General features: G+C 72.3%; 22 protein-coding genes and 1 pseudogene. 15 read left to right on the top strand and 8 right to left on the bottom strand.

Annotated elements, in window-relative coordinates:
* The first annotated feature begins 1 nt into the window (after window position 1).
* From ACWD12_RS38320 to ACWD12_RS38330, 3 genes and pseudogenes are all read left to right on the top strand, one after another.
* The gene (locus tag ACWD12_RS38320; protein WP_358350785.1) at window positions 2-1,117 is read left to right on the top strand and encodes a C40 family peptidase; all 1,116 of its coding nucleotides are present in this window, start codon (window positions 2-4) and stop codon (window positions 1,115-1,117) included.
* A gap of 134 nt (window positions 1,118-1,251) precedes the next feature.
* Window positions 1,252-2,643, top strand: coding sequence for a hypothetical protein (locus ACWD12_RS38325; protein WP_450103501.1), 1,392 nt, complete (start codon window positions 1,252-1,254; stop codon window positions 2,641-2,643).
* A gap of 264 nt (window positions 2,644-2,907) precedes the next feature.
* Window positions 2,908-3,885, top strand: a pseudogene (locus ACWD12_RS38330) (M48 family metallopeptidase); the annotation flags it as partial.
* On the opposite strand, the gene ACWD12_RS38335 reads toward ACWD12_RS38330, so the two are convergent.
* On the bottom strand, window positions 3,866-5,149 hold the full coding sequence (locus tag ACWD12_RS38335) for a glycosyltransferase 87 family protein (protein ID WP_450103502.1): 1,284 nt from the start codon (window positions 5,147-5,149) through the stop codon (window positions 3,866-3,868). The pseudogene ACWD12_RS38330 and the gene ACWD12_RS38335 sit on opposite strands and share 20 nt — an antisense overlap.
* A gap of 59 nt (window positions 5,150-5,208) precedes the next feature.
* Between ACWD12_RS38335 and ACWD12_RS38340 the strand changes: the two genes are divergently transcribed.
* Window positions 5,209-6,357, top strand: coding sequence for a glycosyltransferase family 4 protein (locus ACWD12_RS38340; RefSeq protein ID WP_450103503.1), 1,149 nt, complete (start codon window positions 5,209-5,211; stop codon window positions 6,355-6,357).
* Between the two features lie 94 nt (window positions 6,358-6,451).
* On the opposite strand, the gene ACWD12_RS38345 is transcribed toward ACWD12_RS38340, so the two are convergent.
* Window positions 6,452-8,281 (bottom strand): AMP-dependent synthetase/ligase, encoded by a 1,830-nt coding sequence (locus ACWD12_RS38345; protein ID WP_450103504.1) that lies wholly within the window; start codon window positions 8,279-8,281, stop codon window positions 6,452-6,454.
* A gap of 199 nt (window positions 8,282-8,480) precedes the next feature.
* On the opposite strand from ACWD12_RS38345, the gene ACWD12_RS38350 reads away from it, so the two are divergent.
* From ACWD12_RS38350 to ACWD12_RS38380, 7 genes are all read left to right on the top strand, one after another.
* Complete coding sequence (locus ACWD12_RS38350; protein ID WP_358350772.1) at window positions 8,481-9,248, top strand: metallophosphoesterase family protein; 768 nt, start codon at window positions 8,481-8,483, stop codon at window positions 9,246-9,248.
* A 187-nt stretch (window positions 9,249-9,435) separates the two neighbouring features.
* Window positions 9,436-9,897 carry an SRPBCC family protein gene (locus ACWD12_RS38355; protein ID WP_358350769.1) on the top strand — a complete coding sequence of 154 codons (462 nt, stop codon included), beginning with the start codon at window positions 9,436-9,438 and terminating at the stop codon, window positions 9,895-9,897.
* A 63-nt stretch (window positions 9,898-9,960) separates the two neighbouring features.
* Window positions 9,961-11,271 (top strand): ArsA family ATPase, encoded by a 1,311-nt coding sequence (locus tag ACWD12_RS38360; protein WP_450103505.1) that lies wholly within the window; start codon window positions 9,961-9,963, stop codon window positions 11,269-11,271.
* A 111-nt stretch (window positions 11,272-11,382) separates the two neighbouring features.
* Window positions 11,383-11,925 (top strand): DUF5304 family protein, encoded by a 543-nt coding sequence (locus tag ACWD12_RS38365; protein WP_450103506.1) that lies wholly within the window; start codon window positions 11,383-11,385, stop codon window positions 11,923-11,925.
* A gap of 104 nt (window positions 11,926-12,029) precedes the next feature.
* A complete protein-coding gene (locus tag ACWD12_RS38370) occupies window positions 12,030-12,968 on the top strand; it encodes an ROK family glucokinase (RefSeq protein ID WP_450103507.1) in 939 nt (312 codons plus the stop codon).
* Between the two features lie 136 nt (window positions 12,969-13,104).
* Window positions 13,105-13,857, top strand: coding sequence for an endonuclease/exonuclease/phosphatase family protein (locus tag ACWD12_RS38375; protein WP_450103508.1), 753 nt, complete (start codon window positions 13,105-13,107; stop codon window positions 13,855-13,857).
* A gap of 129 nt (window positions 13,858-13,986) precedes the next feature.
* Window positions 13,987-14,976: a 2-hydroxyacid dehydrogenase gene (locus ACWD12_RS38380; protein WP_450103509.1), complete on the top strand. Its 990-nt coding sequence runs from the start codon at window positions 13,987-13,989 to the stop codon at window positions 14,974-14,976.
* 43 nt (window positions 14,977-15,019) lie between these two features.
* Here ACWD12_RS38380 and ACWD12_RS38385 read toward each other — a convergent pair whose 3' ends face one another.
* Together ACWD12_RS38385 and ACWD12_RS38390 are read right to left on the bottom strand one after the other, a co-directional pair.
* Window positions 15,020-15,952, bottom strand: a complete 933-nt coding sequence (locus tag ACWD12_RS38385) for a hypothetical protein (protein ID WP_450103510.1) — start codon at window positions 15,950-15,952, stop codon at window positions 15,020-15,022.
* Between the two features lie 2 nt (window positions 15,953-15,954).
* Window positions 15,955-16,740, bottom strand: a complete 786-nt coding sequence (locus ACWD12_RS38390; protein ID WP_358350752.1) for an alpha/beta hydrolase — start codon at window positions 16,738-16,740, stop codon at window positions 15,955-15,957.
* 206 nt (window positions 16,741-16,946) lie between these two features.
* Here ACWD12_RS38390 and ACWD12_RS38395 point away from each other — a divergent pair, with 206 nt between their 5' ends.
* The 3 genes from ACWD12_RS38395 (at window position 16,947) to ACWD12_RS38405 (ending at window position 19,867) form a co-directional block, all read left to right on the top strand.
* Complete coding sequence (locus ACWD12_RS38395) at window positions 16,947-17,771, top strand: lysophospholipid acyltransferase family protein (RefSeq protein ID WP_450103511.1); 825 nt, start codon at window positions 16,947-16,949, stop codon at window positions 17,769-17,771.
* A 109-nt stretch (window positions 17,772-17,880) separates the two neighbouring features.
* Window positions 17,881-19,044 carry a MacS family sensor histidine kinase gene (gene macS, locus ACWD12_RS38400; RefSeq protein ID WP_450103512.1) on the top strand — a complete coding sequence of 388 codons (1,164 nt, stop codon included), beginning with the start codon at window positions 17,881-17,883 and terminating at the stop codon, window positions 19,042-19,044.
* Window positions 19,045-19,186: 142 nt separating this feature from the next.
* The gene (locus tag ACWD12_RS38405) at window positions 19,187-19,867 is read left to right on the top strand and encodes a response regulator (RefSeq protein ID WP_450103513.1); all 681 of its coding nucleotides are present in this window, start codon (window positions 19,187-19,189) and stop codon (window positions 19,865-19,867) included.
* A gap of 10 nt (window positions 19,868-19,877) precedes the next feature.
* On the opposite strand, the gene glpK is transcribed toward ACWD12_RS38405, so the two are convergent.
* Together glpK and ACWD12_RS38415 are read right to left on the bottom strand one after the other, a co-directional pair.
* Window positions 19,878-21,359 carry a glycerol kinase GlpK gene (gene glpK / locus ACWD12_RS38410; protein ID WP_450103514.1) on the bottom strand — a complete coding sequence of 494 codons (1,482 nt, stop codon included), beginning with the start codon at window positions 21,357-21,359 and terminating at the stop codon, window positions 19,878-19,880.
* A gap of 135 nt (window positions 21,360-21,494) precedes the next feature.
* Window positions 21,495-22,985, bottom strand: coding sequence for a hypothetical protein (locus tag ACWD12_RS38415; protein WP_450103515.1), 1,491 nt, complete (start codon window positions 22,983-22,985; stop codon window positions 21,495-21,497).
* 389 nt (window positions 22,986-23,374) lie between these two features.
* On the opposite strand from ACWD12_RS38415, the gene ACWD12_RS38420 reads away from it, so the two are divergent.
* Window positions 23,375-24,400 carry a 6-phosphofructokinase gene (locus tag ACWD12_RS38420; protein WP_358350737.1) on the top strand — a complete coding sequence of 342 codons (1,026 nt, stop codon included), beginning with the start codon at window positions 23,375-23,377 and terminating at the stop codon, window positions 24,398-24,400.
* A gap of 207 nt (window positions 24,401-24,607) precedes the next feature.
* Here ACWD12_RS38420 and ACWD12_RS38425 read toward each other — a convergent pair whose 3' ends face one another.
* Window positions 24,608-25,051, bottom strand: coding sequence for an SRPBCC family protein (locus ACWD12_RS38425; protein ID WP_450103516.1), 444 nt, complete (start codon window positions 25,049-25,051; stop codon window positions 24,608-24,610).
* Between the two features lie 179 nt (window positions 25,052-25,230).
* Complete coding sequence (locus tag ACWD12_RS38430) at window positions 25,231-25,968, bottom strand: hypothetical protein (RefSeq protein ID WP_450103517.1); 738 nt, start codon at window positions 25,966-25,968, stop codon at window positions 25,231-25,233.
* Window positions 25,969-26,081 lie beyond the last annotated feature (113 nt).

Consider the following 26,081-nt stretch of genomic DNA (forward strand, 5'->3'; position numbering starts at 1 on the left):
CGTGGCGTCCCACCGACGGCCGAAGAAACCGAGCAAGGCGCGCGTCGGCGTGCTCACCGCCGCTGCAGCCACCGCGGTGGCGCTCTCGCCCGGCATGTCCCAGGCCGACCCGGCCCCTTCCAAGGACCAGGTCAAGGCCCAGATCAACGAGCTGACCCATCAGGCCGAGGTCGCGACCGAGGAGCTCAACGGCTTCCAGGAGAAGACCGAGCTGCTGCAGGGCCAGGTCTCGCAGATCCAGGAGCGGATCGCCCAGGAGCAGTCCGACCTCATCTCGCTGCAGAGCACCATGGGGGTGATCGCCAGTGCGCAATACCGCAACGCCGGCGTCGACCCCACGCTCCAGCTCATGCTGTCGGAGAAGCCCGACGAGTACCTGAGCAAGGCGGCCGCGCTCGATCAGATCACCGCGCAGCAGGCCGCCTCGATCGAGCAGATCCAGGCCAAGAAGCGCACGCTCGACCAGGAGCGCACCGAGGCCTCCGCGAAGCTCGGCGAGCTCGAGGACACCCGCAAGAACCTCTCGGCCAAGAAGGCCGAGGTCGAGAAGAAGCTCCAGCAGGCCCAGGCCCTGCTGAACACGCTGACCGAGGCCGAGCGCGCCGCGATCCTCGCCGAGGAAGGCCACGGCGACACGATCGAGGCGGACGACCGCGCGTCGCGCGACGAGGCGCGTACCCCGTCGTCCACCGCGCCGACCACCACCAAGCCTTCGCCGACCACCACCAAGCCGGAGACCGAGACCCCCAAGGTCACCGTCCCGGTCAGCGGGCGGGCCGGTGCCGCCGTCGCGGCCGCCGCGTCGAAGGTCGGCAAGCCGTACGTGTACGGCGCGACAGGCCCCAACTCCTTCGACTGCTCCGGCCTCACCGGCTGGGCGTGGAAGCAGGCGGGCGTCTCGCTGCCGCGTACCTCGCAGGCGCAGGCCGGCGCCGGCCGCAGCGTCCCGGTCGACCAGATCCAGCCCGGCGACCTGGTCATCTACTACAGCGGCATGTCGCACGTCGGGATCTACGCGGGCGGCGGGCAGATCATCCACGCCCCCAAGCCCGGCACCAACGTGCGCTACGCGCCGCTGCACTCGATGAAGGTCGTCAAGGTCGTCCGTCCCTCCTGACGCGTCCGCCGACTCACCGCCCCTGATGCCGCACCGCGCCACCGGAGGCCGAACCTCCCGGTCCCCACGCCGGGAGGTTCCCGGTGCGCGGAACTCGGCGGGTGGCCCCGTTCGCGGTCTCGTACGATCAGTCCGTGGACGACCGGGGCCCTAGGGCGCGACGGATCCCGCGGTGGCTCCTGGTATTCGCGGCAATCTGCGCCGCGATATCCACCGGAATCGCCCTGGGAGTCATCGGCCTGGGCTCGGACGGTTCGAGCCGCGGGTCCGCTCCCGGCGCGAGCCCCTCTCCGCCGGTACAGGCCGCCGACCTGCCCGCCGGCCAGGAGAAGCACACCGATCCGCGCAACGAGGCGATCGCCCGGCTGCTGGAGCGCCGGGCGACGGCGGTGCGGACCCACGACCGCGCCGCGTACCTCGCGACGATCGACCCGGCGGCGAAGGCCTTCCACGACGCGCAGGCCGCGGCGTTCGACAACGCGGCGCAGATTCCCTTCGCGTCGTGGGACTACGAACTGGTCGCCGCCGACGCGTTCACCCTTCCGGAGCAGCGCCTCGCGACTTTCGCGGGCGCCACGGTGTTCGCCGCGCAGGTCGACCTGACGTACCGCATCGAGGGCTTCGACAGCGCGCCCGTGCGCAGCCCGCAGTACCTGACCTTTGTGCTCCGCGACGGTGCCTGGTTGATCGCCGCCGACACCGACGGCACCGACAGCGGCATGCGCGGCGCGGTGCAGGTGTGGGACCTGGGACCGGTCACGGTGCTGCGCGGGGACTCGGGCATCGTGCTCGGGGTCGGCGACGGGACAGACCTGCGGTCGTACCAGAAGGACATGGACACCGCGGTGCCCGACGTCCACAAGGTGTGGGGCGGCGTGTGGGCCGGGAAGGCCGTCGTGATCGTCCCGGCCAACCAGGAGCAAATGGCCCGCCTGCTCGGTGCCGAGCCGCAGCAGTACGCGCGCATCGCCGCGGTGACCACCGGCGAGCGCGGCGCCGACGTCGACGCGGCCGCCGCCGACCGGGTCATCGTCAACCCGGACGCGTTCCGCGAACTCGGCGCGGTCGAGCGGCGCGTCGTCATGACCCACGAGATCACCCACGTCGCGAGCCGGGCGTTCACCCGCAACTGGACCCCCACGTGGCTGTCCGAGGGCTTCGCGGACTACGTGGGGTACCTCAACTCCGGCCAGACCATCCGCAGTGCCGCCCCCGAGCTCCGCCGTGACGTCCGCGAGGGGCGGGTGCCCCGCACGCTGCCCGCGGACGAGCAGTTCGAGACCACGCAGGAGGCGCTGCCGCAGGCGTACGAGATGGGCTGGCTTGCCTGCCGGATGATCGCCGAGCGCTGGGGACAGGAGAAACTGGTCGAGTTCTACCGCGCGGTCGGCGAGGCGCCGCCGCCCGGTGTGGGACAGCCGGACCAGAAGAGCCGCCTCACGAGCGCGTTCGTGTCGGTCCTCCGGATCTCGCCGGCGGACTTCACGACGCAGTGGGCGGCGTACGTGCAGGCGCAGGTCAAGTAGCGGCCCGGCCGCGGCGCGGCCGTGCGGTGGGGAACAGACGGGGAGGGAAGCCGGCCGATGTCCGGTCAGAAGGTGCTGGTGGTCTGCCTCGTGGTGACCGCCGCCGTGCTGCTGGTTGCGGTCGCGCTCACCACGCCGTGGCGGCCGCTGCCCGACATCCCCGGCGGCGCGACGGCCCCCGACGCGGCCCGCGACTTCACCGCCGCGGAGATCGCCCGGGGGCGGGAACTCGCGGACCACGCCCGGCCGCCCGCGTACCTGTCCATGGCGCTGAGCCTGGTGGTCGCCCTGCTGCTCGGCCTGACCACGCTCGGCGCGCGGCTGATCGCCGCGGTCGCCCGTCCGCTCGGCGGCGGCTGGGTGTGGCAGATCCTGCTCGGCGGGCTGGTGCTGCTGCTGATCGGCCGCGCGGTGGCACTGCCGTTCGACGCGCGCCTGGAGGTGGTGCGCCGCAGGTACGGCCTGTCCGTGCAGACCTGGTCCGGCTGGTGGCTCGACGCCGCCAAGGGCTTCGCGATGTCCGCGGGGCCGGCGCTCGGCGTCGCGCTGGCGCTGTTCGCGCTGGTACGCCACTGGCCGCGCGCCGCCTGGCCGATCGCCGCCGGGGCGGGTGCGCTCCTCGTCGTCGCGATCTCCTTCCTCTACCCGCTGTTGGTGGAGCCGGCCTTCAACAAGTTCCATTCGATGCCGGAAGGCCCGCTGCGCACGTCGCTGCTGGAACTGGCGGAGAAGGACGGCGTGCCCGTCGAGGACGTGCTCGTCGCCGACGCGTCCCGGCGTACCACCGCACTCAACGCCTACGTCTCCGGCTTCGGTGCGACGCGCCGCATCGTGGTCTACGACACCACCCTGCGCCGCGCGTCGCCGCGCGAGATCGAGCTGATCACCGCCCACGAACTCGGCCACGCCAAGCGCAACGACGTCCTGCACGGCACGCTGATCGGTGCCGCGGGGATGGCGGCCGGGGTCTGCGTGATCGGCCTGCTGACGACCTGGCGGCCGCTGCTGAACCGGGCGGGTGCGGACGGCGCGGGCGACCCGCGCGCCCTCGCGCTGCTGCTTGCGGTCGTCGCGGTCGTGACCACGGTGTCCGGCCCCGCGCAGATGCTGATCAGCCGCCGTCTGGAAGCCCGCGCCGACGTCCACGCGCTCGATCTGACGCGCGACCCGGACGCGTTCGTGGCGATGCAGCGGCGGCTCGCCCTCGCGAACCGCTCCAACCTCACCCCGAACCCGGTGCTCCATGTGCTGTTCGGGTCGCATCCATCGACTGCGGAGCGGATCGCGCTGGCTCGGGACTGGGCGAAGTTGCACGGGGTTCCGGAGCCGGCCAGTCCTCGGCCTTGAAGGGCGGCCGAGCGGCCTGCCACAGGCGTACGGCCGACACGGCCGCGGCCGCCACCAGCAGGGCGTTGCGGGCCAGCAGGACCGCGACCGCCTCCGGCTCGCCGGCCATCAGCCAGCCGAACCACACCGGGAACTCCCACGTCGTCAGCGGCACGGCGACCAGGATCAGGGCCGCGGCCGGGCGCTGCGTGGTGTCGCGGCGGGTGAGGCAGACGGCCGCGAGCCCGATCAGCCACACCATGTACTGCGGGCTCAGCACGCGGCTGGTGACCACGAAGAGCAGCACGGCGGTGAGCGCCGCGTCGAAGGGCGTCGCCGGCGTCCACCGCCGGGCCCGCATGCGCCAGACGAGCAGCCACACCATCGCGAGCGCACTGGCCGCGAGGCTGATGCGCCCCACCAGGTCGACGTGCGGGCCGAGGAATTCGATCGAGCCGTAGTTGAACTTCACCTCTCCCGACCAGCCGTGCGCTCGGGCCAGGTGGAACGGCGTGGCGAACACCGACTCGATCTCGATGCCCCGGTCCCGCTGCGCGGTCAGGAAGTCGAACGCCCCCGGCAACGCGGCGGCGAAGCCGAGCGCCACCGCCCCCGCGCCGATCACCGTCCACAGCAGCACCTCGACGGACCGCCGCCCGCGCGGCGCGCCGATCAGCAGCAGCACCGGCCACACCTTGACCGCCGTCGCCACACCGGTGAGCAGTCCGCTCGTCTTCGGGCTGCGCGCGGCGGTCATGAGCGCCACGACGGCGAGCGCGGTGACGAACAGGTCGTACCGCGACAGGATCATCGGCCCCAGCATCGGCACCGCGGCCACCCACATCGCCGGGCCCAGCACCGAACGCCCGCGCAGCAGGCAGGCGAACGCGACGCCGTCCGCGACCACCATCAGCACGAAGAAGGCGTGCGAGTACGACAGCGGGACCAGCAGCATCGGCAGCAGCAGGACCCCGGCGGCACCGGGCGGGTACTGCCACATCACGTCGTCCACCGGGAACGTGCCCGAGCGCAGCGTCTCGGCCCAGGGCGCGTAGATGTCCGACACGTCGCTGGTGACGATCGGGTACGGGTTGTAGAGCACGTTCAGCGTGACCAGCAGCAGCCACGTCCGCGTCAGGACCCAGGCGGCGGTGGCGCTCCAGCGGGCTTCCCGGCTCATGCTCTCCCTCGCGGTCGGGGCGTGCGCGTCACCGTACCGTCTGAAATCATCTCGACCCGATGACAAGCGTGCGCAAGACCCTGATCGTCACCAACGACTTCCCGCCGCGGCCGGGCGGCATCCAATCGTTCGTCCATTCGATGGCATTGCGGCTGCCGCCGGACAGCGTCGTCGTCTACACGTCGTCCTGGAAGGACAACACCGAGGTACGCGCGTTCGACCGCGAACAGCCGTTCCCCGTGGTCCGCGACGCCACCAAGATGATGATCCCCAATCCGTGGGTCTCCCGCCGGGCGAAGGACATTGCGCGCGCCGAGAAGTGCGACGCGGTGTGGTTCGGGGCCGCCGCGCCGCTCGGCCTGATGGGCGTCGGGCTGCGCGAGGCGGGCGTGTCGCGGCTCGTCGCCACGACACACGGCCACGAGGCGGGCTGGGCACAACTGCCGGTCTCCAGGCGGCTGCTGCGCCGAATCGGTGACAGCGTGGACACCGTCACCTACCTGGGCGAGTACACGCGCTCGAAGATCGCGCCGCAGCTCAGCCCCGAAGCGGCCGCGCGCATGGTGCAGTTGCCGCCCGGCGTGGACGAGACCGTCTTCCGGCCGGGCGTGGGTGGCGCCGAAGTGCGCGCCCGCCACGGCCTCACGGACCGCCCTGTCGTGGTGTGTGTGTCGCGCCTGGTCAAGCGGAAGGGCCAGGACACGTTGATCCGGGCCATGCCGGAGATTCTGCGCCGGGTGCCGGACGCCGCGCTTCTGGTGGTCGGCGGCGGCCCGTACCGCGGCGACCTGGAGAAGCTGGTCGACGAGGTGGGCGTACGCGCGTCCGTGACGTTCACCGGGCCGGTGCCGTGGGCCGAGCTGCCCGCCCATCACGAGGCGGGCGACGTGTTCGCGATGCCGTGCCGCACCCGGCGCCGCGGGCTCGACGTGGAGGGCCTGGGCATCGTCTACCTGGAGGCGTCGGCGGTCAGCCGCCCGGTCGTCGCGGGCAACTCCGGCGGCGCGCCCGACGCGGTCGTCGACGGCGAGACGGGCTACGTCGTCGACGGCCGGTCGACCGGCCAGACGGCGTCGCGGGTGGCCGAACTGCTACTGGATCCGGTACGGGCCAAGGCGATGGGGGAGCGCGGCCGGCAGTGGGTCGAGGAGGCGTGGCGCTGGGACCTGCTCGCGGGACGGCTGAGGGGGCTGCTGGGCTACGAATAGCAGCCCGACAGCCCCCTCGGGAGCTGTGCCGTCAGCGGGCGCCCGCCGCGCCTCCCGCGGGCGTCGGCTTCCGTTCGGCGTCCGTTCGGCGGGGTCAGGTGGTGGCGGCCTTGGCCTGCGCGGGGGCGTAGATGTTCTCCACGTCGGCGGCGAAGTCCTTCATCACCATGCCGCGCTTGAGCTTCATCGACGGGGTCAGGTGGCCGCTCTCCTCGGTGAAGTTGATGGTGAGGATGCGGAACTTCTTGACGCCCTCGGCGCGCGAGACGGCCTTGTTGCCGTCGTCGATCGCCTCCTGCACCGCGGCGATCAGGTCGGCGTCGTCGACCAGCTCGGCCACGGTCGCGTCGGCCGGCTTGCCGTGCGTCTCCTTCCAGCGCGGGAAGGTCTCCGGGTCGATCGTCACGAGCGCGGCCACGAACGGCCGGGCGTCGCCGACCACCATGCACTCGCTGATCAGCGGGTGCGCCCGGATCCGGTCCTCTATGACGGCCGGGGCGACGTTCTTGCCGCCCGCGGTCACCAGGATCTCCTTCTTGCGGCCGGTGACCGACAGGTAGCCCTCGTCGCTCAGTTCACCCAGGTCGCCGGTGCGGAACCAGCCGTCCTCGAAGGCGTCCTCGGTGGCGGCGTCGTTGTGCCAGTAGCCCTGGAAGATGTTGACGCCCTTGAGGAGGATCTCGCCGTCCTCGGCGATGCGCACCGCCGAGTCGGGGATCGGGCGGCCGACGGTGCCGACCCGGACCGCGTTCGGCGGGTTCAGCGTGGTGGCCGCGGTCGACTCGGTGAGGCCGTAGCCCTCCAGGATGGTCAGGCCGATGCCGCGGTAGAAGTGGCCGAGCCGGGTGCCGAGCGGGGCGCCGCCGGAGACGGAGAACTTGCAGCGGCCGCCGAGGGCGGCACGGAGCTTGGCGTACACCAGCTTGTCGAACATGGCGTGCTTGACGCGCAGTCCGAAGCCGGGGCCCTTGGCGTCGAGTGCCTCGCTGTAGGCGATCGCGGTGTCGACGGCCTTGCGGAAGATCTTGCCCTTGCCGTCCGCCTCGGCCTTGGCGGTGGCGGTGTTGTAGACCTTTTCGAACACGCGCGGCACGGCCAGCACGAAGGTCGGCTTGAACTCGGCGAGCTCGGTGGTGAGCTGACGGATGTCCGGGCAGTGCCCGGTGCGTACGCGCGCCTGCATGCAGATCACGTGCAGCTCGCGCCCGAGCACGTGGGCGAGCGGCAGGAAGAGCAGGCAGGACGGGTCCTCGACCTCGAACAGCTCGTGGAGCTGCTCGATCAGGTTGGTCGAGGCGCCGAAGAAGTTGCGGTGCGTGAGCACGCAGCCCTTGGGGCGGCCGGTCGTGCCGGAGGTGTAGATGAGGGTCGCGGTCGAGTCGCCGGTCAGGCCCGCGCAGCGTTCGTCGACCGCGGAGTCGTCCAGTTCCGCGCCCGCCGCGGCGAGTGCGGCCTCGACCGCGGGGGTGTCGCCCTCGTCCATGCGCCACACGTGGGCCAGGTCGGGCAGGCCGCCGCGGATCTCGCCGATCATCTGCTCGTGCGCGGCCGTCTCCACGATGCATGCCGTCGCACCGGAGTCGGACAGGATCCACTCGACCTGCTCGGCGGACGACGTCTCGTAGATGGGCACGGTGACCGCGCCCGCCGACCAGATGGCGAAGTCCATCAGGCACCACTCGTAGCGGGTGCGCGACATGAGGCCGACGCGGTCGCCGGGGTTGACGCCGGACGCGATCAGGCCCTTCGCGGCGGTGTAGACCTCGGCTTTGAACTGCCGGGACGTCACGTCGGTCCAGCGCCCGCCGGTCTTGCGGGACAGGACGGCAGTGTCCGGTGCCTCGGCGGCGTTCGTCCTGATGATGTCGGTCAGGTTGCCTTTGACGGGCACTTCGGCCACGGCCGGGACGCTGAACTCGCGCACGGACTGCTCCTTGATGGCGGTTGCCGGTGGTCGGGCAGACGTTACTGGCAAGTAAGGTCCGAGTGACAGGGGTCGTGACAATCCTGTGCCTCTCGTCACCCCCGGGCGCGGCGGCCCGGCTGCTGTTTCGTTTCGCCTGTCCTACCCCCGAGGGTATGCGACTCGGCCCCATCTGTGGCGGCGCCGGTACGCTGCGGGAATGCGGGTCCACGTGGTGAGCGACGTACACGGCGAGGCACAGGCCCTCGCCCGGGCGGGTGACGGCGCCGACGCGCTCGTGTGCCTGGGCGACCTGATCCTGTTCATCGACTACCACGACCTCACGCAGGGGATCTTCCCCGAGTTGTTCGGCCTCGACAATGCCGTGCAACTGGTGGCCCTGCGGACCGCGCGGCGGTTCGACGAGGCCCGCGACTTCTCGCGCTCCCTGTGGGCGTCGCTCGCCGAGCCGCCCCAGGAGGCGATCGAGAAGGCCGTGCGACGGCAGTACGCCGCCCTGTTCGCGGCTTTCCCCGACCCCACCTACCTGACCTACGGCAACGTCGACATCCCGGCGCTGTGGAAGGACTACACGCGGGACGGGGTCACCGTGCTGGACGGCGCGACGGTCGAGATAGGCGGACGTACGTTCGGGTTCGTCGGAGGCGGCCTCAAGACGCCGATGCATACGCCGTACGAGATCTCCGACGAGGAGTACGCCGCGAAGGTGGCGGCACTCGGGAAGGTCGACGTGCTGTGCTGCCACATCCCGCCTGCCGTCCCCGAACTGACGTACGACGTGGTCGCCCGCCGCTTCGAGCGCGGAAGCGAGGCCGTGTTGGAGGCCATTCGGGCGACGCAGCCCGCGTACGCGCTGTTCGGGCACGTGCACCAGCCGCTGGCCCGACGCATGCGCATCGGGCGGACCGAGTGCGTCAACGTCGGGCACTTCCAGGCGACCGGACGGCCGTACGTGCTGAGCTGGTGAGCCCCGCCGCCGACGCGACGGCAACCGTCCGGGCCCGAGACTGTTCCCGCCCGACAATGGGGCGCGCCGCCCGCTGTCCGGTGGCCACCGCCACAGGCCCCGCCCGGCGCGATAGCCTTCGACGGAACCGCAGCGTCCCCGCCCGGGCGGCGCGCAGGGGTGAAGGCTTCCCGGAGGGCTGCTGACGATGGCGGAACGGACCAGATCGAGCATCACGATCGACGCCACGCCGGCCGAGGTCATGGCGGTGATCGCCGGTTTCTCCGAGTACCCGGACTGGACCGGCGAGGTCAAGGAGGCCGAGGTCCTGGAGAAGGACGAGCAGATCGGCCGGGGCACCCGCGTGCGGTTCGTGCTGGACGCCGCGGCGATCAAGGACGAGCACGTCCTCGCCTACACGTGGGACGGCGACCGCGAGGTGCGCTGGACGCTCGTCAGCAGCCAGATGCTCAAGTCGCTCGACGGGACCTACGCGCTCCAGCCGCTGGCGTCGGGCACCGAGGTCACCTACGAGCTGCGCGTCGACGTCAAGATCCCGATGCTCGGCATGATCAAGCGCAAGGCCGAGAAGGTCATCATCGACCGCGCGCTCTCGGGGCTCAAGAAGCGCGTCGAGCAGCGTCCGGACAGCGTCTCGAAGAGCGGCTGAGAGATTGGCGGTTCGCAGGCCCGCGAGCGGGTCCGGCGGCGGTCGGCCCGCGGGGGGCGCACGGTGACCCGGGTCCTGCTGGTGACCGGCCTGGGCGGAGCCGGGCGTACGACGGTCGCCGCGGCTACCGCGGTGGCCGCGGCACGCACCGGGCGTCGCACCCTCTTCCTCGCGGCGGACGGCACCGCGGACGCGGACATCGTGCTCGGCCTGGCGCTCGGGCCCGATCCGGTCGAGGTCGAGCCGGGGCTGTACGCGGCGCGCGTCGCGGTGCGCGAGGAGTTCGAGCGCGAGTTCCTGGCGGTCCAGGAGCAACTGGGCGGCATACTCGCGTTGTTCGGGGTGGATCCGCTGGACCCCGAGGAGATCACCGCGGTGCCGGGCGCGGTGGACGCGCTCACGCTGCGGGTGCTGGCCAGGTACGTGCGCGTGCCCGGGGAGCGGCGCGGCGCGGCTTACGGATCGGCCGCGGGCGACGGGCCCGAGGACGAACCTGCCGCCGGCGACGAGCCTGTGGGTGACGACGGATCGGCCGCATTCGACCTCGTCGTGGTCGACCTGCCGCCCGCCGAACAGGCCGTGCTCGCCCTCGCGCTCCCCGAGACCCTGTCCCGCTACCTCGACCGTCTGCTGCCCGTCGAGCGCCAGGCCGCCCGCGGTCTGGCGCCGATTCTCGCGGTCGCCGCCGGGGTGCCGATGCCCGACGAGTGGCTGTACGCGACGGCCCGCCGGGTCATCGCGGAACTGGATGCGATCCGGGCGGTGCTGGACGGGCCGGAGACGACCGTACGCTTCGTCACCCGGCCGGGGACGGTCGCGGCGGCGGCCGACCGCCGGGCCGCGTCCGCCCTCGCGCTGTACGGCCGCACCGTCGGCGACGTCGTGGTCAACGGCCTTGCCGAAGGCGGAGCCCTGGCCCGCGACCGGACCGCGGCGCTGCGCGGGTTGTTTCCCGGCGCCGAGATTGCCGCGGTGGCCGGCGGCGAGGGCGAGCCGATCGGTGCCGACGCGCTCGCCGGGTTCGCCGAGACCTTGCCGCGTCTCCCCGACCGGCGGCCCGGCGACGCCGCGGAAGCGGCACCCGGCCGAGCCGATGCGCCCGCCGACTCGGCCGCGCCGGGGGCCGACGGCAGGTTCGACATCGAGGCCGACGGTGACCGCCTCGTGCTGGTCGTCCCGCTGCCCGGCGCGGAGCGCGGAGAACTGGACCTGCTGCGGCGCGGCGACGAACTCATCGTGACGGTCGGTGCGCACCGCCGCATGCTGCCCCTGCCCTCCGCACTGCGGCGATGCACTATTGAAGGAGCCGGGCTGCGGGGTGGTGTGCTGCGGGTCCGGTTCGTTCCGGATCCGGCAGTGTGGATGCGGCGATGACGCGGCAGACGGCGTGGCGGATGACGCGGCACAGGGCAGGGCACGCGGAACAGCCTGGGAGTTCGCCCCGGCAGCCGGGCACACGGGAGAATGCGGCGGGTGGAGCCTTCGATGAAGAGCACGGACGGATCCGACGACCCGTGGGCCGGTGTCGCGGACCCCGTCCCGGGCGCCCGCTCGGGCCGGGCCGGCGACGGGCCCGACGACCGGCAGGATGACGGCGGCGACGCCAGCCGGGACGACGGCCGGGCCGATGGCCCCGGCGGCGGCTACGACGGCGGTCGCCCGCGGCCGGAGTCCGCGGACCGCCTCGCCGAGGAGGCCCGGCGGCTCGCCGAGGCGGTTGCCGCGCAGCTGGGCGGCGTACGCGAAGAGGTCCGCGAGAAGGTGGTCGAGCCGCTGATTCGCCGACACCCCGAGGCCGCCGCGCATCTGGGCGCGGCGGGCGCCGAACTGCTCGCCGCGTATCGGTCGTTCGTGGCCGACAAGGAGCGCCGCTGGGCGTCCCGCGCGGCCCCCGCCCAGCGCGTCGACATCGACATCGAACTCGATGCGGACTTCGACGAGAACCCTGCCGACGGTTCCCACGGCAGGCGGCTCGACGACCGCCTCCCGGACGACCGCCGGGGCCAAGAGCCGCCCCAAGGCGACTGACCCGGTACCCGGCATCCGGCATCCGGCACGCGCGGGCCCGTACCGCCGGCAGCACCCGCCGCACCGCACCATCCGCCCCCGAAACACCGAGGACGACAGACGACATGGGACTGACGATCGGCGTCGACATCGGCGGCACCAAGATCCTGGCAGGCGTCGTCGACGCCGCGGGCGTGGTCCTGGACCGCGTGAAGGTGCCGACCCCGACCGATCCCGCGGCGGTCGCGGAGGCGATCGGCGACGCGGTACGCCACCTCGTGCGGGGCCGCGAGGTCGACGCCGTCGGCCTCGGCGCCGCCGGGTTCATCGCCGCGGACCGGGCCACCGTCATGTTCTCCGCGAACGTCTCCGCGTGGGTGGACGAACCGCTGCGCGACCGCATCCAGAACCTCGTGGGCCTGCCGGTCGTGGTGGAGAACGACGCCAACGCCGCCGCCTGGGCGGAGGTCCGGTTCGGTGCGGGAGCGGGCCACGACGACGTCGTCTGCCTGACGATCGGCACCGGCATCGGAGGCGCGATCGTGCAGGGAGGCCGCCTGGTCCGGGGCCGCCACGGCATCGCCGGCGAGCCCGGCCACATGCGCGTCGTCCCCGACGGCCTGCTGTGCGGCTGCGGCAACTACGGCTGCTGGGAGCAGTACGCGAGCGGCAACGCCCTCACCCGCTTCGCCCGCGAGCGCGCGGCGGGCGAACCGCGGGCCGCCGAGAAGCTGCTCGCCTTCGGGGACGGCACCCCCGACGGCATCCGCGGCCCGCACGTCACCCAGGCCGCGCGCCTCGACGACCCGATCGCCCTCGCGGCCTTCCGCGACATCGGCGAGTGGCTGGGCCAGGGCATGGCCGATCTCGCGGCGATCCTCGACCCGGGCGCGTTCGTGCTGGGCGGCGGTGTCTCCGAGGCCGGCGAACTGCTGCTGGAACCCACGCTGAGCGCGTACCACCGCGTCCTCACCCGCGGCCACCGCCCCGCCGCGGAGGTCGTGGTCGCCACCCTCGGCCCCGAAGCCGGACTCGTCGGCGCGGCCGACCTGGCCCGCCTCTGACGCCGCCGGTCGGCGCGGTTCCACCGCGTCCGGTCGTGGCACTTCGCCCGCTCGGCCGAGGCCGGTCTCGTCAGTGCAGGCTCGGCCTACGCAGGCTCGGCGCGCGGATCACCGGGGGCCGGGGCACCATGGCCTGATGGGGCTTGCCGATCTTGACGCCGTGGACGGGACCGGAGCGGGGGCGTCCGGCGTCGTCGAACTGCGGGTGCTCTCGTACAACGTGCGGTCGCTGCGGGACGACCGGCGGCTGCTGGTGCGGATCATCCGGCATTTCGAGGCGGACATCGCGCTCGTCCAGGAGGCGCCGCGCTTTCTGCTGCCCGGCGTGCAGGCCGAGTGGCTCGCGAGGTCGTGCGGGTTCGCGGTCGCAGCGGGCGGAGCGGCGGCCACCGGGCCGATGGTGTTGGTCGCGCCGGGCATCGAGGTGCTGGAGGCGCGGAACGTCCTGCTGCCGCGTACGCCCGGATTCCATCAGCGGGGTATCGCGCTCGCCCGGCTGGCGATCGCCGGCGCGCGGTTCGCGGTGGGCAGCACGCATCTGAGTCTGGACGCCGAGGAACGCCGATGGCAGGCCGACCTGGTCCTGACCCATCTGGCGGACCTCGGCGAGAAGTACCGCATCCTGGCCGGGGACATGAACGAGTTCCCGGGCCATCCCGGGTGGGACCACCTCGCGGCCGAGCTCCAGGACGGGTACGCGATCGCGCCCTGGGGCCGCGAGTTCACCTCGCCGCACCGCAGGCCTTGGCGGCGCATCGACGGCGTGTTCGCCTCGGAGGGCGTGGAGTTCGTGCGCTGCGGTGTACCCGAGGACTTCACCGACGCCGAGTACGAGGCGGCGACCGACCACCGCCCGGTGCTCGCCACGCTGCGCGTTCCGATCGGCTGACACGGCGCGCGTCTCGGCGGGCGTTCGGCAGGTTCGGGCCCTTGGTGCGTAGTGTCGTAGTTGTCCACATTTGTCACATAGCTGCCCGCAGCTGCCCCGCACAGCCGCACGGAACCGGTGAGGCATCGCATGGAGATCCTGGCGTACGGCGTCGAAAGCTACGAGCGCCCGCTTCTGCGCAAGGCATTCGACGGCCGGTACGAACTGCGCTGCCTCGACGTCAACCTCGACGAGGACACCGCCGTCCTCGCGAACGGGCACGAGATCGTCTCGACCAACGTCAACGCCAAGGCCGACGCCGAGGTGCTGCGGCGCCTCGCGGCCGGCGGCACGCGGCTGCTGACGCAGCGCTCCACCGGGTTCAACAACATCGACCTCGACGCGGCGTCGCGCCACGGCATCACCGTGATGCGCGTTTCGCACTACTCGCCCTACGCGGTCGCGGAGTTCGCGTGGGCCCTTGTGCAGGCGGTGAACCGGCACCTTCCGCGCGCGGTCGTGCGTACGCGCGACTTCGACTTCCGCCTCGACGGCCTGCTGGGCCGGGACATGCACGGGCGCACGGTCGGAGTCGTCGGCACCGGCCGGATCGGCGAGGCGTTCGCCCGCATCGCCCACGGGCACGGTTGCCCGCTGGTCGGCTGGGACCTCGTGGAGAACCCCGCGTGCCGGGAACTGGGCATGGAGTACGCCGAGCTCCCGGACCTGCTCTCCCGCTCCGACCTGGTCAGCCTGCACGTGCCGCTCACACCGGACACCCACCACCTCATCGACGCGGCCGCACTCGACGCCATGCGCGAGGACGCCCTCCTCGTGAACACCAGCCGCGGCGGGCTCGTCGACACGTTCGCCCTGGTCGCCGCGCTGCGCCGCGGCATGGTGGGCGGCGTCGCGCTCGACGTGTACGAGGAAGAGGAGCACTTCTTCTACCGCGACCTGTCCAACCGCAGGGTCACCGACGATGTGCTCGCCCGCCTGATGACGTACCCGAACGTCCTGGTGACGTCGCACCAGGCGTTCTTCACCGAGGAGGCGATCGACGCGATCCTCGGCACCACGCTGCGCAACGTCGACGACTTCCTCGCCGGGCGCACCACGGAGAACACGCTCACACGGTGAGCACCGGGAGCCCCCCGAGCGGGCCTCGCCGAACGGCGCGGGGTCAGACGACCGCGCCGTCGTCGGGGTCGTCCTCGTCGTGGTCCTGCCGCAGGCGCGACACCAGCGCGACGAAGCCGCCGCCGCACACCGCGATCGCCAGGAACGTCGTCCACTCGCCGATCGGGCGGCCGAGCAGCACCACGGCCAGCAGGAACAGCGGCCCGCCGAGCAGGGCGGTCCACGCGGTCTTCGTCGCCAGGTCGGTCTTCGGCAGCGGCGGAGGCGGCGGCGGCACGAAGTGCTCGTCGGGGTCCTCGTCGAGCTCGTCCGGTTCGGCGTCCTCCGGGCGTTCGTCGGACGGCGACCAGTCGCGCGGACCCGGCGTCACCACGCCGACGCGGAACGAGCCGTCGCCGGGACGCGTGACGCCGCCCTTGCGCCCGCCCGCCGCGCCGCCGCTGTTGTCGACGTCCTCCGCGACCGGCCAGCGCGGCACTGGATCGGCCACCTCGGTGTCGAAGCCCGCGACGATCTGCGCCCACAGCTCGTCCTCGTCCGGCGCCGCGGTGCCGGCCGACGTGGCGGCGGACGTGCCCGACGGTGCGTCGGGAGCCGCGGTCCGGGTGCCCTCGGCCGCATCGGCGGCACCTTCCACGGGCACGTCGGCGGGGCCGTCCCCGGGGGCCTTGGCATCCTGCGCGGGAGCCGCGCCGCCGGTGTCGTCCGCGGTGTCCTCGGCCGACCCGGCCCCGGTGCCTTCCTCGGCCCGTTCCTCGGCTGCCTCGCGCTCGCGGCGCAGCAGGGCCCTGGCCCGCGAGGTGGCCGCCGCGTCCACCCACAGGCGCAGCAGGTCCGGTTCCTCGTCGAGCGGGGTCACATAAGCCGCGACTCCCTCGGCGCGCAGCACGATGAGCATGTCGTCGGCGAACTCGGGGTCGAGGTCGGTGAGGGGCTTGTACGACTCCGCGTCGAGCCCGTTGCCACGTCCTGGCACTCTCAGTCCTTCGCGTCGTCCTTGCCGTCGTCTTGCCCGTCAAACGCGGTGAGACGGCGGACGAATTCCAGGCTTTGCGTGAAGAGATACTCGGCATCGTTGTCCAGCGTGGCCACGTGGTAGCTGTCGGGCAGCAGTTCCGCGGTCACGTCAGTAGACGATATCCGGGCGAGCACCGTCTCGGAGTTCGCCGGATTGACCACATGGTCCTGCGGCGAGCGGAACAGCAGCACGGGCTGCGTGACCTGCGGAAGGTCGCTCTGCACGAGCGGCCACAGGCGCGCGAGCGAGTGCAGCGGCTTGAGCGGCATGCGCGAGTACGCCAGCTCCGACGCGCCTTCCTTGCGGATGTCCGAGCCGATGCCCGGCAGCGAGCGTACGAGGCGCTTCAGGACCGGCAGGGCCTTGAGCCGCGGGTCGTCCGCGTGCACCGAAGGGTTGACCAGCACGAGGCCGGCCACCTGGTCGCCGCGCTGCTCGGCGAGGCGCAGGGCGAGGGTGCCGCCCATGGACAGCCCGCCCACGAACACGAACTCGCAGCGGCCGCGCAGCACGTCGAAGGCGCGCTCGAGCTCCGCGTACCAGTCCTGCCAAGTGGTGAGCTGCATGTCCTGCCACCGCGTACCGTGACCCGGGAGCAGCGGCAGCGACACGGTCAGACCGCCCGCGGCCAGGTGCTCGGCCCAGGGGCGCATCGACTGCGGGGTGCCCGTGAAGCCGTGGCTCAGCAGGAAGCCGACGGGGCCTCCGTCGTGGTGGTAAGGCTCGGCACCAGGCAGGATCGACACCGGGCGGCTCCTCTCACTTCCTCGCGAATCACGTGCTCGCGGGCCTGCGCGGGCTCACCGGAGGCTCCTCGGGGCTCGGTAACCAGGGGAAGCCCAAGGGAATGCTCCCATGGGCGCGCACACGCCGTACAGCCGCGTACGCCCGCCCAGGCGACCCGCGTCTGGCCATGCCTTAAGGTTCGAGTCGGTTCACGAGGAGGTCAGGGTTGTTCTACCGGCTGATGAAGCTCGTCATCGCCCCGCTCCTGCGGCTGTTCTTCCGCCCCGAGGTCGTCGGGCGCGAGAACATTCCGGAGCGCGGGCCGGCGATCCTGGCGAGCAACCACCTGTCCTTCTCGGACTCCTTCTTCCTGCCCGCGATGGTCACGCGGCGCGTCACCTTCCTGGCGAAGATGGACTACTTCACCGGGCGCGGCATAAAGGGGCGGCTGACCGCGGCGTTCTTCCGGGGGGCGGGGCAGCTCCCGGTGGACCGCACGGGCGGCAGCGCGAGTGAGGCGGCGCTCCAGGCGGGCCTCAAGGTGCTGGGCCACGACCAGCTCCTCGGCATCTACCCCGAGGGCACGCGCTCCCCGGACGGGCGGCTCTACCGCGGCAAGACCGGCATCGCGCGCATGGCGCTGGAGTCGGGGGCGCCGGTGGTCCCGGTCGTCATGATCGACACCGAGAAGATCCAGCCGCCGGGCAAGGTGATCCCCAAGATCATGCGGGTGGGCATCAAGATCGGCGAACCCCTCGACTTCTCGCGGTACGAGGGCATGGAGGACGACCGCTTCATCCTGCGCTCGATCACCGACGAGATCATGTACGCGCTGATGGAGCTGTCCGGGCAGGAGTACGTCGACCTCTACGCGGCCGATGCAAAGAAGGCCATCGTCGAGGCGCGCAAGCAGGTCGCGGCCGCGGAGAAGGCGGCCAAGGCCGCCGAGAAGGCGGAAGCCGACAAGGCTGCTGCGGACACGGCCGCGGCCGAGACGGCCGACAACCCGGAGAGCCCGGAGCGCCCGGAGAAGCCTGAGAAGCCCGCGTAGAGCGGCGCGCCCGACCCCACTCCGACGGCCATGTCCCGGCGGCCCGCCCGGCTCTACCATCGTCGCGGGGCAGCGCGTGAGTTCGCGGGGCCCGTACCGGGAGGAACGGATGTCCGTCGAACAACCGCTGTGGCGCGCGCTCGCGGTCTTCCGGCTGCTCGCGCTCGGCTACGCGATCATGCAGTACATGAGTGCGGCCGACGAGTACCGCTACCCGTTCGGCGGCTGGGCGGTCATGGGCGTGCTCACGGTGTGGACGCTCCTCACCATGTACGCCTTCGAGAGGCCCGAACTGCGCGGCTGGCCCGTGCTCAGCGTCGACCTCGCCCTCGCGGTGCTCAGCGTGCTCGCGACCCGCTGGCTCGACGACCCCGCGCGCGTCGCCGAGGGCAGCCTCACGCTCCCCACGGTGTGGTCCTCGGCCCCGGTCCTGGCCTGGGCGATCAAGGGAGGGTGGCTCACCGGCGCCATCGCCGCCCTGGTCACCGGCACGGCCAACATCGTGGAGCGCGGCGAGATCGCGCAGAGCAACCTGCACAACATCGTCCTGATGATGCTGGCCGCCACCGCGATCGGCTACGTGGTCGAGTTGGCCCGGTCCAGCGAACGCGCCCTCGCCCGGGCCCTCCAACTGGAGGCGGCCACCCGCGAACGCGAGCGCCTCGCACGCGACATCCACGACAGCGTCCTGCAAGTGCTCGCACTCGTGCAGCGCCGCGGTGCGGAAATCGGCGGCGAGGCGGCCGAACTCGGGGAGCTCGCGGGGGAACAGGAGGTCGCGCTCCGGCAGTTGGTGTCGGACGCACCTGTCGACCTGGAGGCCGCCGACCTGCCCGGTTCGGGGATCGGCGAGGATCCGGCGCGGCAGGACGTACGCGCGCTCCTGGGCCGGCTCGCCGGCGCCCGGGTCAGCGTCGCGTCCCCCGGCACCCCGGTGCTGCTCCCCACGCCCGTGGCCCGCGAACTCGTCGCCGCGGCCTCGGCGGCGCTCGACAACGTCTGGCGGCACGCGGGCGAGGGCGCCCGCGCGTGGATCCTGCTGGAGGACGAGCCCGACGAGATCATCGTGAGCGTGCGCGACGATGGCCCCGGCATCGAGCCCGGACGCCTCGAAGAGGCCCGCGCGGCAGGGCGGTTGGGAGTGTCCCAGTCCATCGAGGGACGGCTCCGCGACGTCGGCGGCACCGCGCTCCTCACGTCGATCCCGGGGCAGGGCACCGAGGTCGAACTGCGCCTGCCACGCCAGACCCCGGCCCTCAACGGCCGCGGCTGACCCCTCGCGGCACCGTCACGCCCGCGGTACGGCGGGCAGCGGTGCGCCGACCCTCGTCCGGTCCCTCCGGTAGGTTCTGACTCGGCGTCCCGTGCGGCGCCGTGCCGGTGCGTCGGACGAGTGGCAGGCGAGGTGGGCAGCGATGACCGAGAGGGCTCCGGCGAGCGCCCCCATCCGTGTGCTCGTCGTCGACGACCACCCGATGTGGCGTGACTCCGTGGCGCGGGATCTCGCCGCGGCCGGCTACGACGTCGTCGCGACGGCGGGCGACGGCCCCGAGGCCATCCGGCGCGCGCGGGCGACCGCGCCCAACGTCGTGGTGCTGGACCTCAACCTGCCCAAGCTCAGCGGTGTCGAGGTGGCGCGCGAACTGGTCAAGAACGACCCGACCGTGCGCATCCTCGTGCTGTCCGCGAGCGGCGAGCAGGAGGACGTCCTCGAAGCCGTCAAGGCCGGTGCGACCGGCTACCTGGTGAAGTCCGCCAGCGCCGCCGAACTGCTGGAGGCCGTCGAACGCACCGCCAAGGGCGACGCGGTCTTCACCCCGGGCCTCGCGGGCCTCGTGCTGGGCGAGTTCCGCCGCATCGCCACCAGCCCGGCCGCGGCAGGCTCCCGCGAACCGGCCGCACCGCGCCTGACCGACCGCGAGACCGAGGTGCTCCGGCTGGTCGCGAAGGGCCTGTCCTACAAGCAGATCGCCGAACGGCTCGTGCTGTCACACCGCACCGTGCAGAACCACGTGCAGAACACCCTCAACAAACTGCAGCTGCACAACCGCGTCGAACTGGTCCGCTACGCCATCGAACGCGGCCTGGACGACTGACGCGGCCGGTTCAGTCCGCCCAGCCCTTGGCGCGTTCGACGGCCTTGCGCCAGCGGGCGTAGGCCTCGTCGTCACGGCGGCCGGGGGTGAAGCGGGCGTCCAGCTGCCAGGTGGCGGCGATTTCCGCGGTGCCCGACCACACGCCGGTGCCCAGCCCGGCGAGGAACGCCGCGCCCAGGGCCGTGGTTTCGCTGACCTTGGGGCGTTCGACCGAGACGCCGAGCTGGTTCGCCTGCATGGCGCACAGCAGGTTGTTCTCGGAGGCCCCGCCGTCGACCTTGAGGGCGGGCAGGCCCAGCGAGGCGTCGGAGGTCATGACGTCGACGACGTCCCGCACCTCGTACGCGATCGCCTCCAGGGTCGCGCGCACCAGGTGCGCGCGTGTGGTGCCGCGGGTGATGCCGAGGATCGTGCCGCGCGCCGTGGGGTCCCAGTCGGGGGCGCCGAGGCCGGTGAGGGCCGGGACGAACACGACGCCGCCGGAGTCCGGCACCGTGCGTGCGATCGGCTCGGTCTCGGCGGCGGCGCCGATGATGCCGAGGCCGTCGCGCAGCCACTGGACGGCGGCGCCGGTGACGAAGATCGAGCCCTCGAGCGCGTACGTGAACGTCCCGTCGGGAGCGCCCCACGCCACGGTCGTCAGCAGCCCGGCCGACGAACGCACGGGCTCCGCACCGGTGTTGATGAGCACGAACGAGCCGGTTCCGTACGTGCACTTCACGTCGCCGGGAGCGTGGCACGCCTGGCCGAACAACGCCGCCTGCTGGTCGCCCGCGATGCCGGCGACGGGCAGGTCGAGGCCGAGGAACACGTCGGGGTCGGTGCGGGCGACCGTGCCGTACGACGCGACCACCTGCGGCAGCGCGTCCATCGGTACGCCGAACAGGTCGCACAGCTCCGCCGACCACTCGCCGCGCACGATGTCGAACAGGAGGGTGCGCGAGGCGTTGGAGGCGTCGGTGACGTGGCTGCGGCCCGCGGTGAGGCGCGCGACCAGGTAGGAGTCGACGGTGCCGAGCGCGACGCGTCCGGCACCGACCTCGCGCCACACGCTTTTGTCGTGCTCGGCGAGCCAGGCGAGCTTGGTCGCGGTGAAGTACGGGTCGAGGCGGAGGCCGGTCAACTCCGCGATGCGCGGCTCGTGTCCGTCGTCGGCCAGGCGCGTGCAGATGTCCGCGGAGCGGCGGTCCTGCCACACGATCGCGCGGCGCGGTGACGAGAGCGTGCGGCGGTTCCACAGGACCGCGGTCTCGCGCTGGTTGGTGATGCCGACCGCGGTCGGCGCGTCGTCGGCGTGCTCCGCGCGGTCCAGGGCCTCCCGGCACGCCTGGAGCGCGGCCTGCCAGATCTCCTCCGGCTGGTGCTCCACGCGTCCCGGCTCCGGGAAGTGCTGCTGGAACTCCTGGTAGCCGCGCGCCAGGACGCTCCCGTCGCGAGCCACCAGCAGGGCGGTGACTCCGGTCGTACCGGCATCGATCGCAAGCACACTCATGCGACGAAACGATATGGGCTCGTCGCCGGTGCGTGTCCATACGAAGCAGGCGCGGCCGCCCCCGGGAAAGGGGCGGCCGCGCCGTGCGGTTCACTTCGGCCGTTTCACTTCGGCCGGTTCTGCGCGGGTGTCCGCTCAGTGGCCCCGGGGGTCGCGTCGCGAGTGCCCCCATGGACCGCCCGCCGGAGCGGGGCGCGGCTGGGAGGAGAACGCGCCGCGCGGTCCCCAGCGCGACCAGGCGACCGCCAGGATGCCCAGCAGGAGGGAGAACACCGCGAACGCGATCATGTACGGGACGCGGCTGGCGCCGGTGCGCGGGAGGTTGCCCTCGACGTACGGGGGCTCGGTGACGTCCCGTTGGTCGTCCGCGCTCGGCGGGTTCTCCGGCGTGTCCGGCACCGGGGCCTGGTTGTCAGGCGGTTCCGGCGTGTCCACGGGCGGAGGCGGCGTCGTGGTCGGGGTCTCGGTGGGTGTGGGCGTGGGTGTCGGGGTGGTCGAGGTGGGTGGCGGCGTGGTCACCGGAGCCGTGGTGCCGGGAGTGGTGCTCGGCGGCCGCGTCGACGGCTGTGTCGGCGTACTCGCGGACGGGGACGGCGACTTGGAGGGCGACTTGGATGGCGATGGCGACGCCGACTGGCTGGACGGGGGAGGGCTCGACGAAGGCGGTGTCGTGCACGCCTTGCCGCCGTTCCATCCGGCGATCATCCGGGTCGGGTACTTCTTGTCCGGGTAGTGCGGCAGTCGTTTGCCGTCGAACTTCTCCCCGCTGCCGTAGAGGTCGACCTGTCCGTAGCAGCGCGGCAGGAACTTGGAGATGTCCAGGACTGCGGTCGGCTTCTTCCCGGTGAGGGTCACCGTGTGCTTGCCGAGGTAGCCCTGCTTGCCGGAGGTCTTCCAGGTCGGGCCCTCGGCGCTGTACGAGGCGTACGACACCGTGTACTTGCACCTGTCCTCGACCTTGTCCGCCAGCCGTACGTTCAGCTTCGGGTGGAACCCGTTGAGGAGCCCTGAGCGCTTCCACGTGCGTCCGCCGTCCGAGGACCACTCGATCCTGGTGGCGGGGCACTTGGCGGGCTTGGACGGCTTCGAGGAGGACGAACCCGACGGCTTCGAGCTGGGCTTCGGCTTGGGCGCCGGCTTCGGGGTGTCCCATGCGAAAGCGACCGTGTTGTTCCGGATATCGGGGTCCTGGCCACCGAGGGCGATGGCGTCGACCTTGTGGTGTGTGCCGGTGAGCACCACCGTGAACTCCAACTTCTTCGTGGCGCCCTTCTTCACCGGCTTGAGGGGGCAGATCGCCGAGTTCGATTCCTTGCTGCAGCCCTTCGGGACCTTGTCGAAGGCGACGCCTTCCAGCGCGGAGGTCTTGAGGTCGCCGGTGGCCGTCGCGGTCGGCCCCTTGTTGCTGAACTTGTACGTCAGCGTCGCGTAGACCTTGCCCTTCTTGGTCTTCGGCTTCCCCGCCCCGATGGTGAGGGCGCTGTCCGCGTTGGTCTCCGCGGCGGCCCGGGGCAGGTCCGCCGAAGCGCCGGAGCCGAGCGTGGCGGGCGCGGCGTCGGCGATCCCGGTCGAGCCGAGCACAAGGAGGCCCGATATTGCCGCGACCCCGAGCTTTCGCCCCCGCAAGGGCAGTCTTGTACCTGGTGGCATCTTCGTCCTTCCGGCGGACGGGAGTTCCTGCTGTGCGCCCGCGGTACCGGATCGGAAGGGCGGGCAAAGTGCCACGGTCCCAGCGGTCGGGGCGCAGGACGAGACACCGGCGTGATCTGGCCAGATAATCGCGGCAGGTGCGCTGCGGGATATCCGATGCGCGCAGGCGCAGGCCGTTGCGCGCAACGGGAACCGGCTGAGGTCGCCGGCCGTTCGCCGCTTGCCGACCACTCTTTCGGGGTCGCCCGAACGGGTTGCGCGGACACCCGGTGTGGTGCGCGCCACGCGGTAGCGTGGCGGGTGGGCGTACCGGACAAAGATCCATACGTACTGATCCCGTCCACGGCAGGCGAAGGGGAAGCTCGATGCGCGTCGGAGTCCTGACCGGTGGGGGCGACTGCCCCGGCCTCAACGCGGTGATCCGGGCCGTGGTCCGCAAGGGCGTCACGGAGTACGGGTACGACTTCGTCGGGTTCCGCGACGGGTGGCGAGGGCCCCTCGAAGCCGACACCCAGACCCTCGACGTCCCGGCGGTACGCGGGATCCTGCCGCGCGGCGGCACCATCCTCGGGTCGTCGCGGACCAACCCGATGAAGATCGACGGCGGTGTGGAGCGCATCCGCGAGAACCTCGCCAAGCTCGAGGTCGACGCGCTGGTGGCGATCGGCGGCGAGGACACCCTCGGCGTCGCGACCCGCCTGCACGAGCACGGCGTGCAGGTCGTCGGCGTACCCAAGACGATCGACAACGACCTCGGCGCGACCGACTACACGTTCGGCTTCGACACCGCGGTCAACATCGCGACCGAGGCGATCGACCGCCTGCACACCACCGCCGAGTCGCACCGCCGCGTCCTGATCGTGGAGGTTATGGGCCGCCACGCGGGCTGGATCGCGATCCACTCCGGCATGGCCGGCGGGGCGAACGTCATCCTGATCCCGGAGCAGCAGTTCGACATCGAGCAGGTGTGCGCCTGGGTCGAGAGCCGCTTCCGGACCAACTACGCCCCCATCGTCGTGGTCGCGGAAGGCGCGATCCCGCAGGAGGGCCAGATGGTCACCAAGGACCAGACGCTGGACGCGTTCGGGCATGTGAAGCTGTCCGGCATCGGCGACTGGCTCGCGGCGGAGATCGAGCGGCGCACCGGACACGAGGCGCGCACCACGGTGCTCGGCCACGTGCAGCGCGGCGGTACGCCGACGGCGTTCGACCGCTGGCTCGCCACGCGGTTCGGCTTCCACGCGATCGACGCGGTGCACGACGGCGACTGGGGCAAGATGGTCGCCCTGCGCGGGACGGACGTCGTCACGGTGCCGCTCCAGGACGCGACGCGCGAGCTGAAGACCGTGCCGGAGTCGTTGTACGACGAGGCGAAGACGCTGTTCGGCTGAGTCTCCGCCGCGCCTGCGAACACCGGGCATCAGCGGCCCACTTGACTGCCCTGACGCTGGTCACCGAGGAGTCCACTCGGCGTTCCGACTGGGTGGACCCTCCGGGCCCTGGCGTGTGCGCGGTGTGCGACGGCCGGGCGGCGCCAAGCGAGGCCGCGCGCGGAGTTCCCCTGTACGCGGGCCGCACCCGAACGCGCCGGTCGGCGGTCACGCCGTGCCCGGGCGGCCCTTTTCGCAGCGTTCCTTGAGGCTCGCCGCCTCGGTGGTGACGTACCGGCGCGTGCGTGAGCCGGTGGTCAAGGCGATCAGCGGCGCCAGCCAACCCGTCTGGACGACCCCGAGCACAACTGACGTACCGTCACCATCGCCGTCTTCAGGGTGGATCGAGTGCGTCGCGACCGTCGTGACGCCCGGGCTGACGGTCTGCCAGGTGAACGACGTGCCGGGGGTCCACTCGGTCACGCGCCACACGAAAGCCGGCATACCGGGCTGCTTGATCCGCGCGGTGCTGCCGACGCCGATCGGGCCGTCCTCCAGAAGCGTCACGGTGCTCATCGTGGGGATGAACTCCGGCCAGGCCGCCACGTCGGCGAGTTGCGCCCATACCTCCTCGGGCGTCGCGGCCACATCGATCCGGGTCTCAAAGCGCATCGCCGAGCCTCCAACGGTGTCAGGCGGTCGAGACGGGTGTGCACGTCACTTGTCCCGGGCCCGATTCCGCGGCAACGCGATCGCCACGGGCGGGCCATGGACTGAGCATGCCCAGCGGGCCGTCCGAATCATGGCTGTTGGTCTCGTCGAGGTGCGGCGGACTCTTGTCGCAGTCCGGATCAGAACTGGCAGGGGACGCCGCTCAGATTGCACGCGGAGCTTTTGACGGGGTCCTTGAGCTCGAAGTAGACCGTCAGTTCCTCGTGGGCGAGCAGGGGCCGGTCGGAGGTGGCCGTGGCGGTGGTGCTCGTGTGGTTGGCGACGAAGCCGTCGTTGCCGTGCGTACGCCAGACCAGGAACGCGGAGCCGGTGACGGTGACGGTGAGCTTCCACGAGGCGAGCGGGCGGTCGGTGGGGTTCACGATGTCGATGTAGCCGGAGGTCGCGTACCGGTCGACGATGACCAGGATGTCGCGCGGCTGCGTACCCGCGGACGTGCTCGCCGGAGACGACGCGGCGGGGGGTGTGGCCGCGGATGGGGTGCCTGCCTGCGGCACCGCCGGAGTGCCCGCGCCGCCGGGCGCCGGGGCCGAGCCTGCCGGCTGGGCCGGCGAGCCGGGCCCCGGGGCAGGGGCGGCGGATGACGGCGGTGCGGTGTCCGTGGGCGGGGCGGGGGAGCTGGAGGCGGACGGGTCGGCGGGCGCGTCGCTCCTCGTCGGCAGCGCCGCGGCCGGCGGGGCGGACGGTGCCGATGCGGCCGACACGGTCGACTCCGCGCCGGGCGGTCCCGCCGGGACGGCCGACTCCGCGGAGACCGGGGCGGTCGACGAGGCTCTGCCGTCACCGCCGTCGAAGACCCAGGCCCACGACGTCACCAATAGGCAGACCACCGCCACCACCACGAGCGGGATCGCCACCCCGCTCAGGGTCCCGTCGCCACGACGTCTCACACCGGCCCCCAGTGTCGCCGCCCCACCGCGGGCATGGTGCCGGTGCCCGACGGTCGTGCGGTCCGGCGGGACGGCCTGCC

The organism is Streptodolium elevatio (genome assembly GCF_053592165.1).

Bases quoted from the DNA above. Each gene is read 5' to 3' on its own strand.
- ACWD12_RS38335 (WP_450103502.1), bottom strand. From the start codon at position 5,149: ATGAGCCGGGAAGCCCGCTGGAGCGCCACCGCCGCCTGGGTCCTGACG.
- ACWD12_RS38340 (WP_450103503.1), top strand. From the start codon at position 5,209: ATGACAAGCGTGCGCAAGACCCTGATCGTCACCAACGACTTCCCGCCG.
- ACWD12_RS38350 (WP_358350772.1), top strand. From the start codon at position 8,481: ATGCGGGTCCACGTGGTGAGCGACGTACACGGCGAGGCACAGGCCCTC.
- ACWD12_RS38355 (WP_358350769.1), top strand. From the start codon at position 9,436: ATGGCGGAACGGACCAGATCGAGCATCACGATCGACGCCACGCCGGCC.
- ACWD12_RS38365 (WP_450103506.1), top strand. From the start codon at position 11,383: ATGAAGAGCACGGACGGATCCGACGACCCGTGGGCCGGTGTCGCGGAC.
- ACWD12_RS38370 (WP_450103507.1), top strand. From the start codon at position 12,030: ATGGGACTGACGATCGGCGTCGACATCGGCGGCACCAAGATCCTGGCA.
- ACWD12_RS38375 (WP_450103508.1), top strand. From the start codon at position 13,105: ATGGGGCTTGCCGATCTTGACGCCGTGGACGGGACCGGAGCGGGGGCG.
- ACWD12_RS38380 (WP_450103509.1), top strand. From the start codon at position 13,987: ATGGAGATCCTGGCGTACGGCGTCGAAAGCTACGAGCGCCCGCTTCTG.
- macS (WP_450103512.1), top strand. From the start codon at position 17,881: ATGTCCGTCGAACAACCGCTGTGGCGCGCGCTCGCGGTCTTCCGGCTG.
- ACWD12_RS38405 (WP_450103513.1), top strand. From the start codon at position 19,187: ATGACCGAGAGGGCTCCGGCGAGCGCCCCCATCCGTGTGCTCGTCGTC.
- glpK (WP_450103514.1), bottom strand. From the start codon at position 21,359: ATGAGTGTGCTTGCGATCGATGCCGGTACGACCGGAGTCACCGCCCTG.
- ACWD12_RS38420 (WP_358350737.1), top strand. From the start codon at position 23,375: ATGCGCGTCGGAGTCCTGACCGGTGGGGGCGACTGCCCCGGCCTCAAC.
- ACWD12_RS38425 (WP_450103516.1), bottom strand. From the start codon at position 25,051: ATGCGCTTTGAGACCCGGATCGATGTGGCCGCGACGCCCGAGGAGGTA.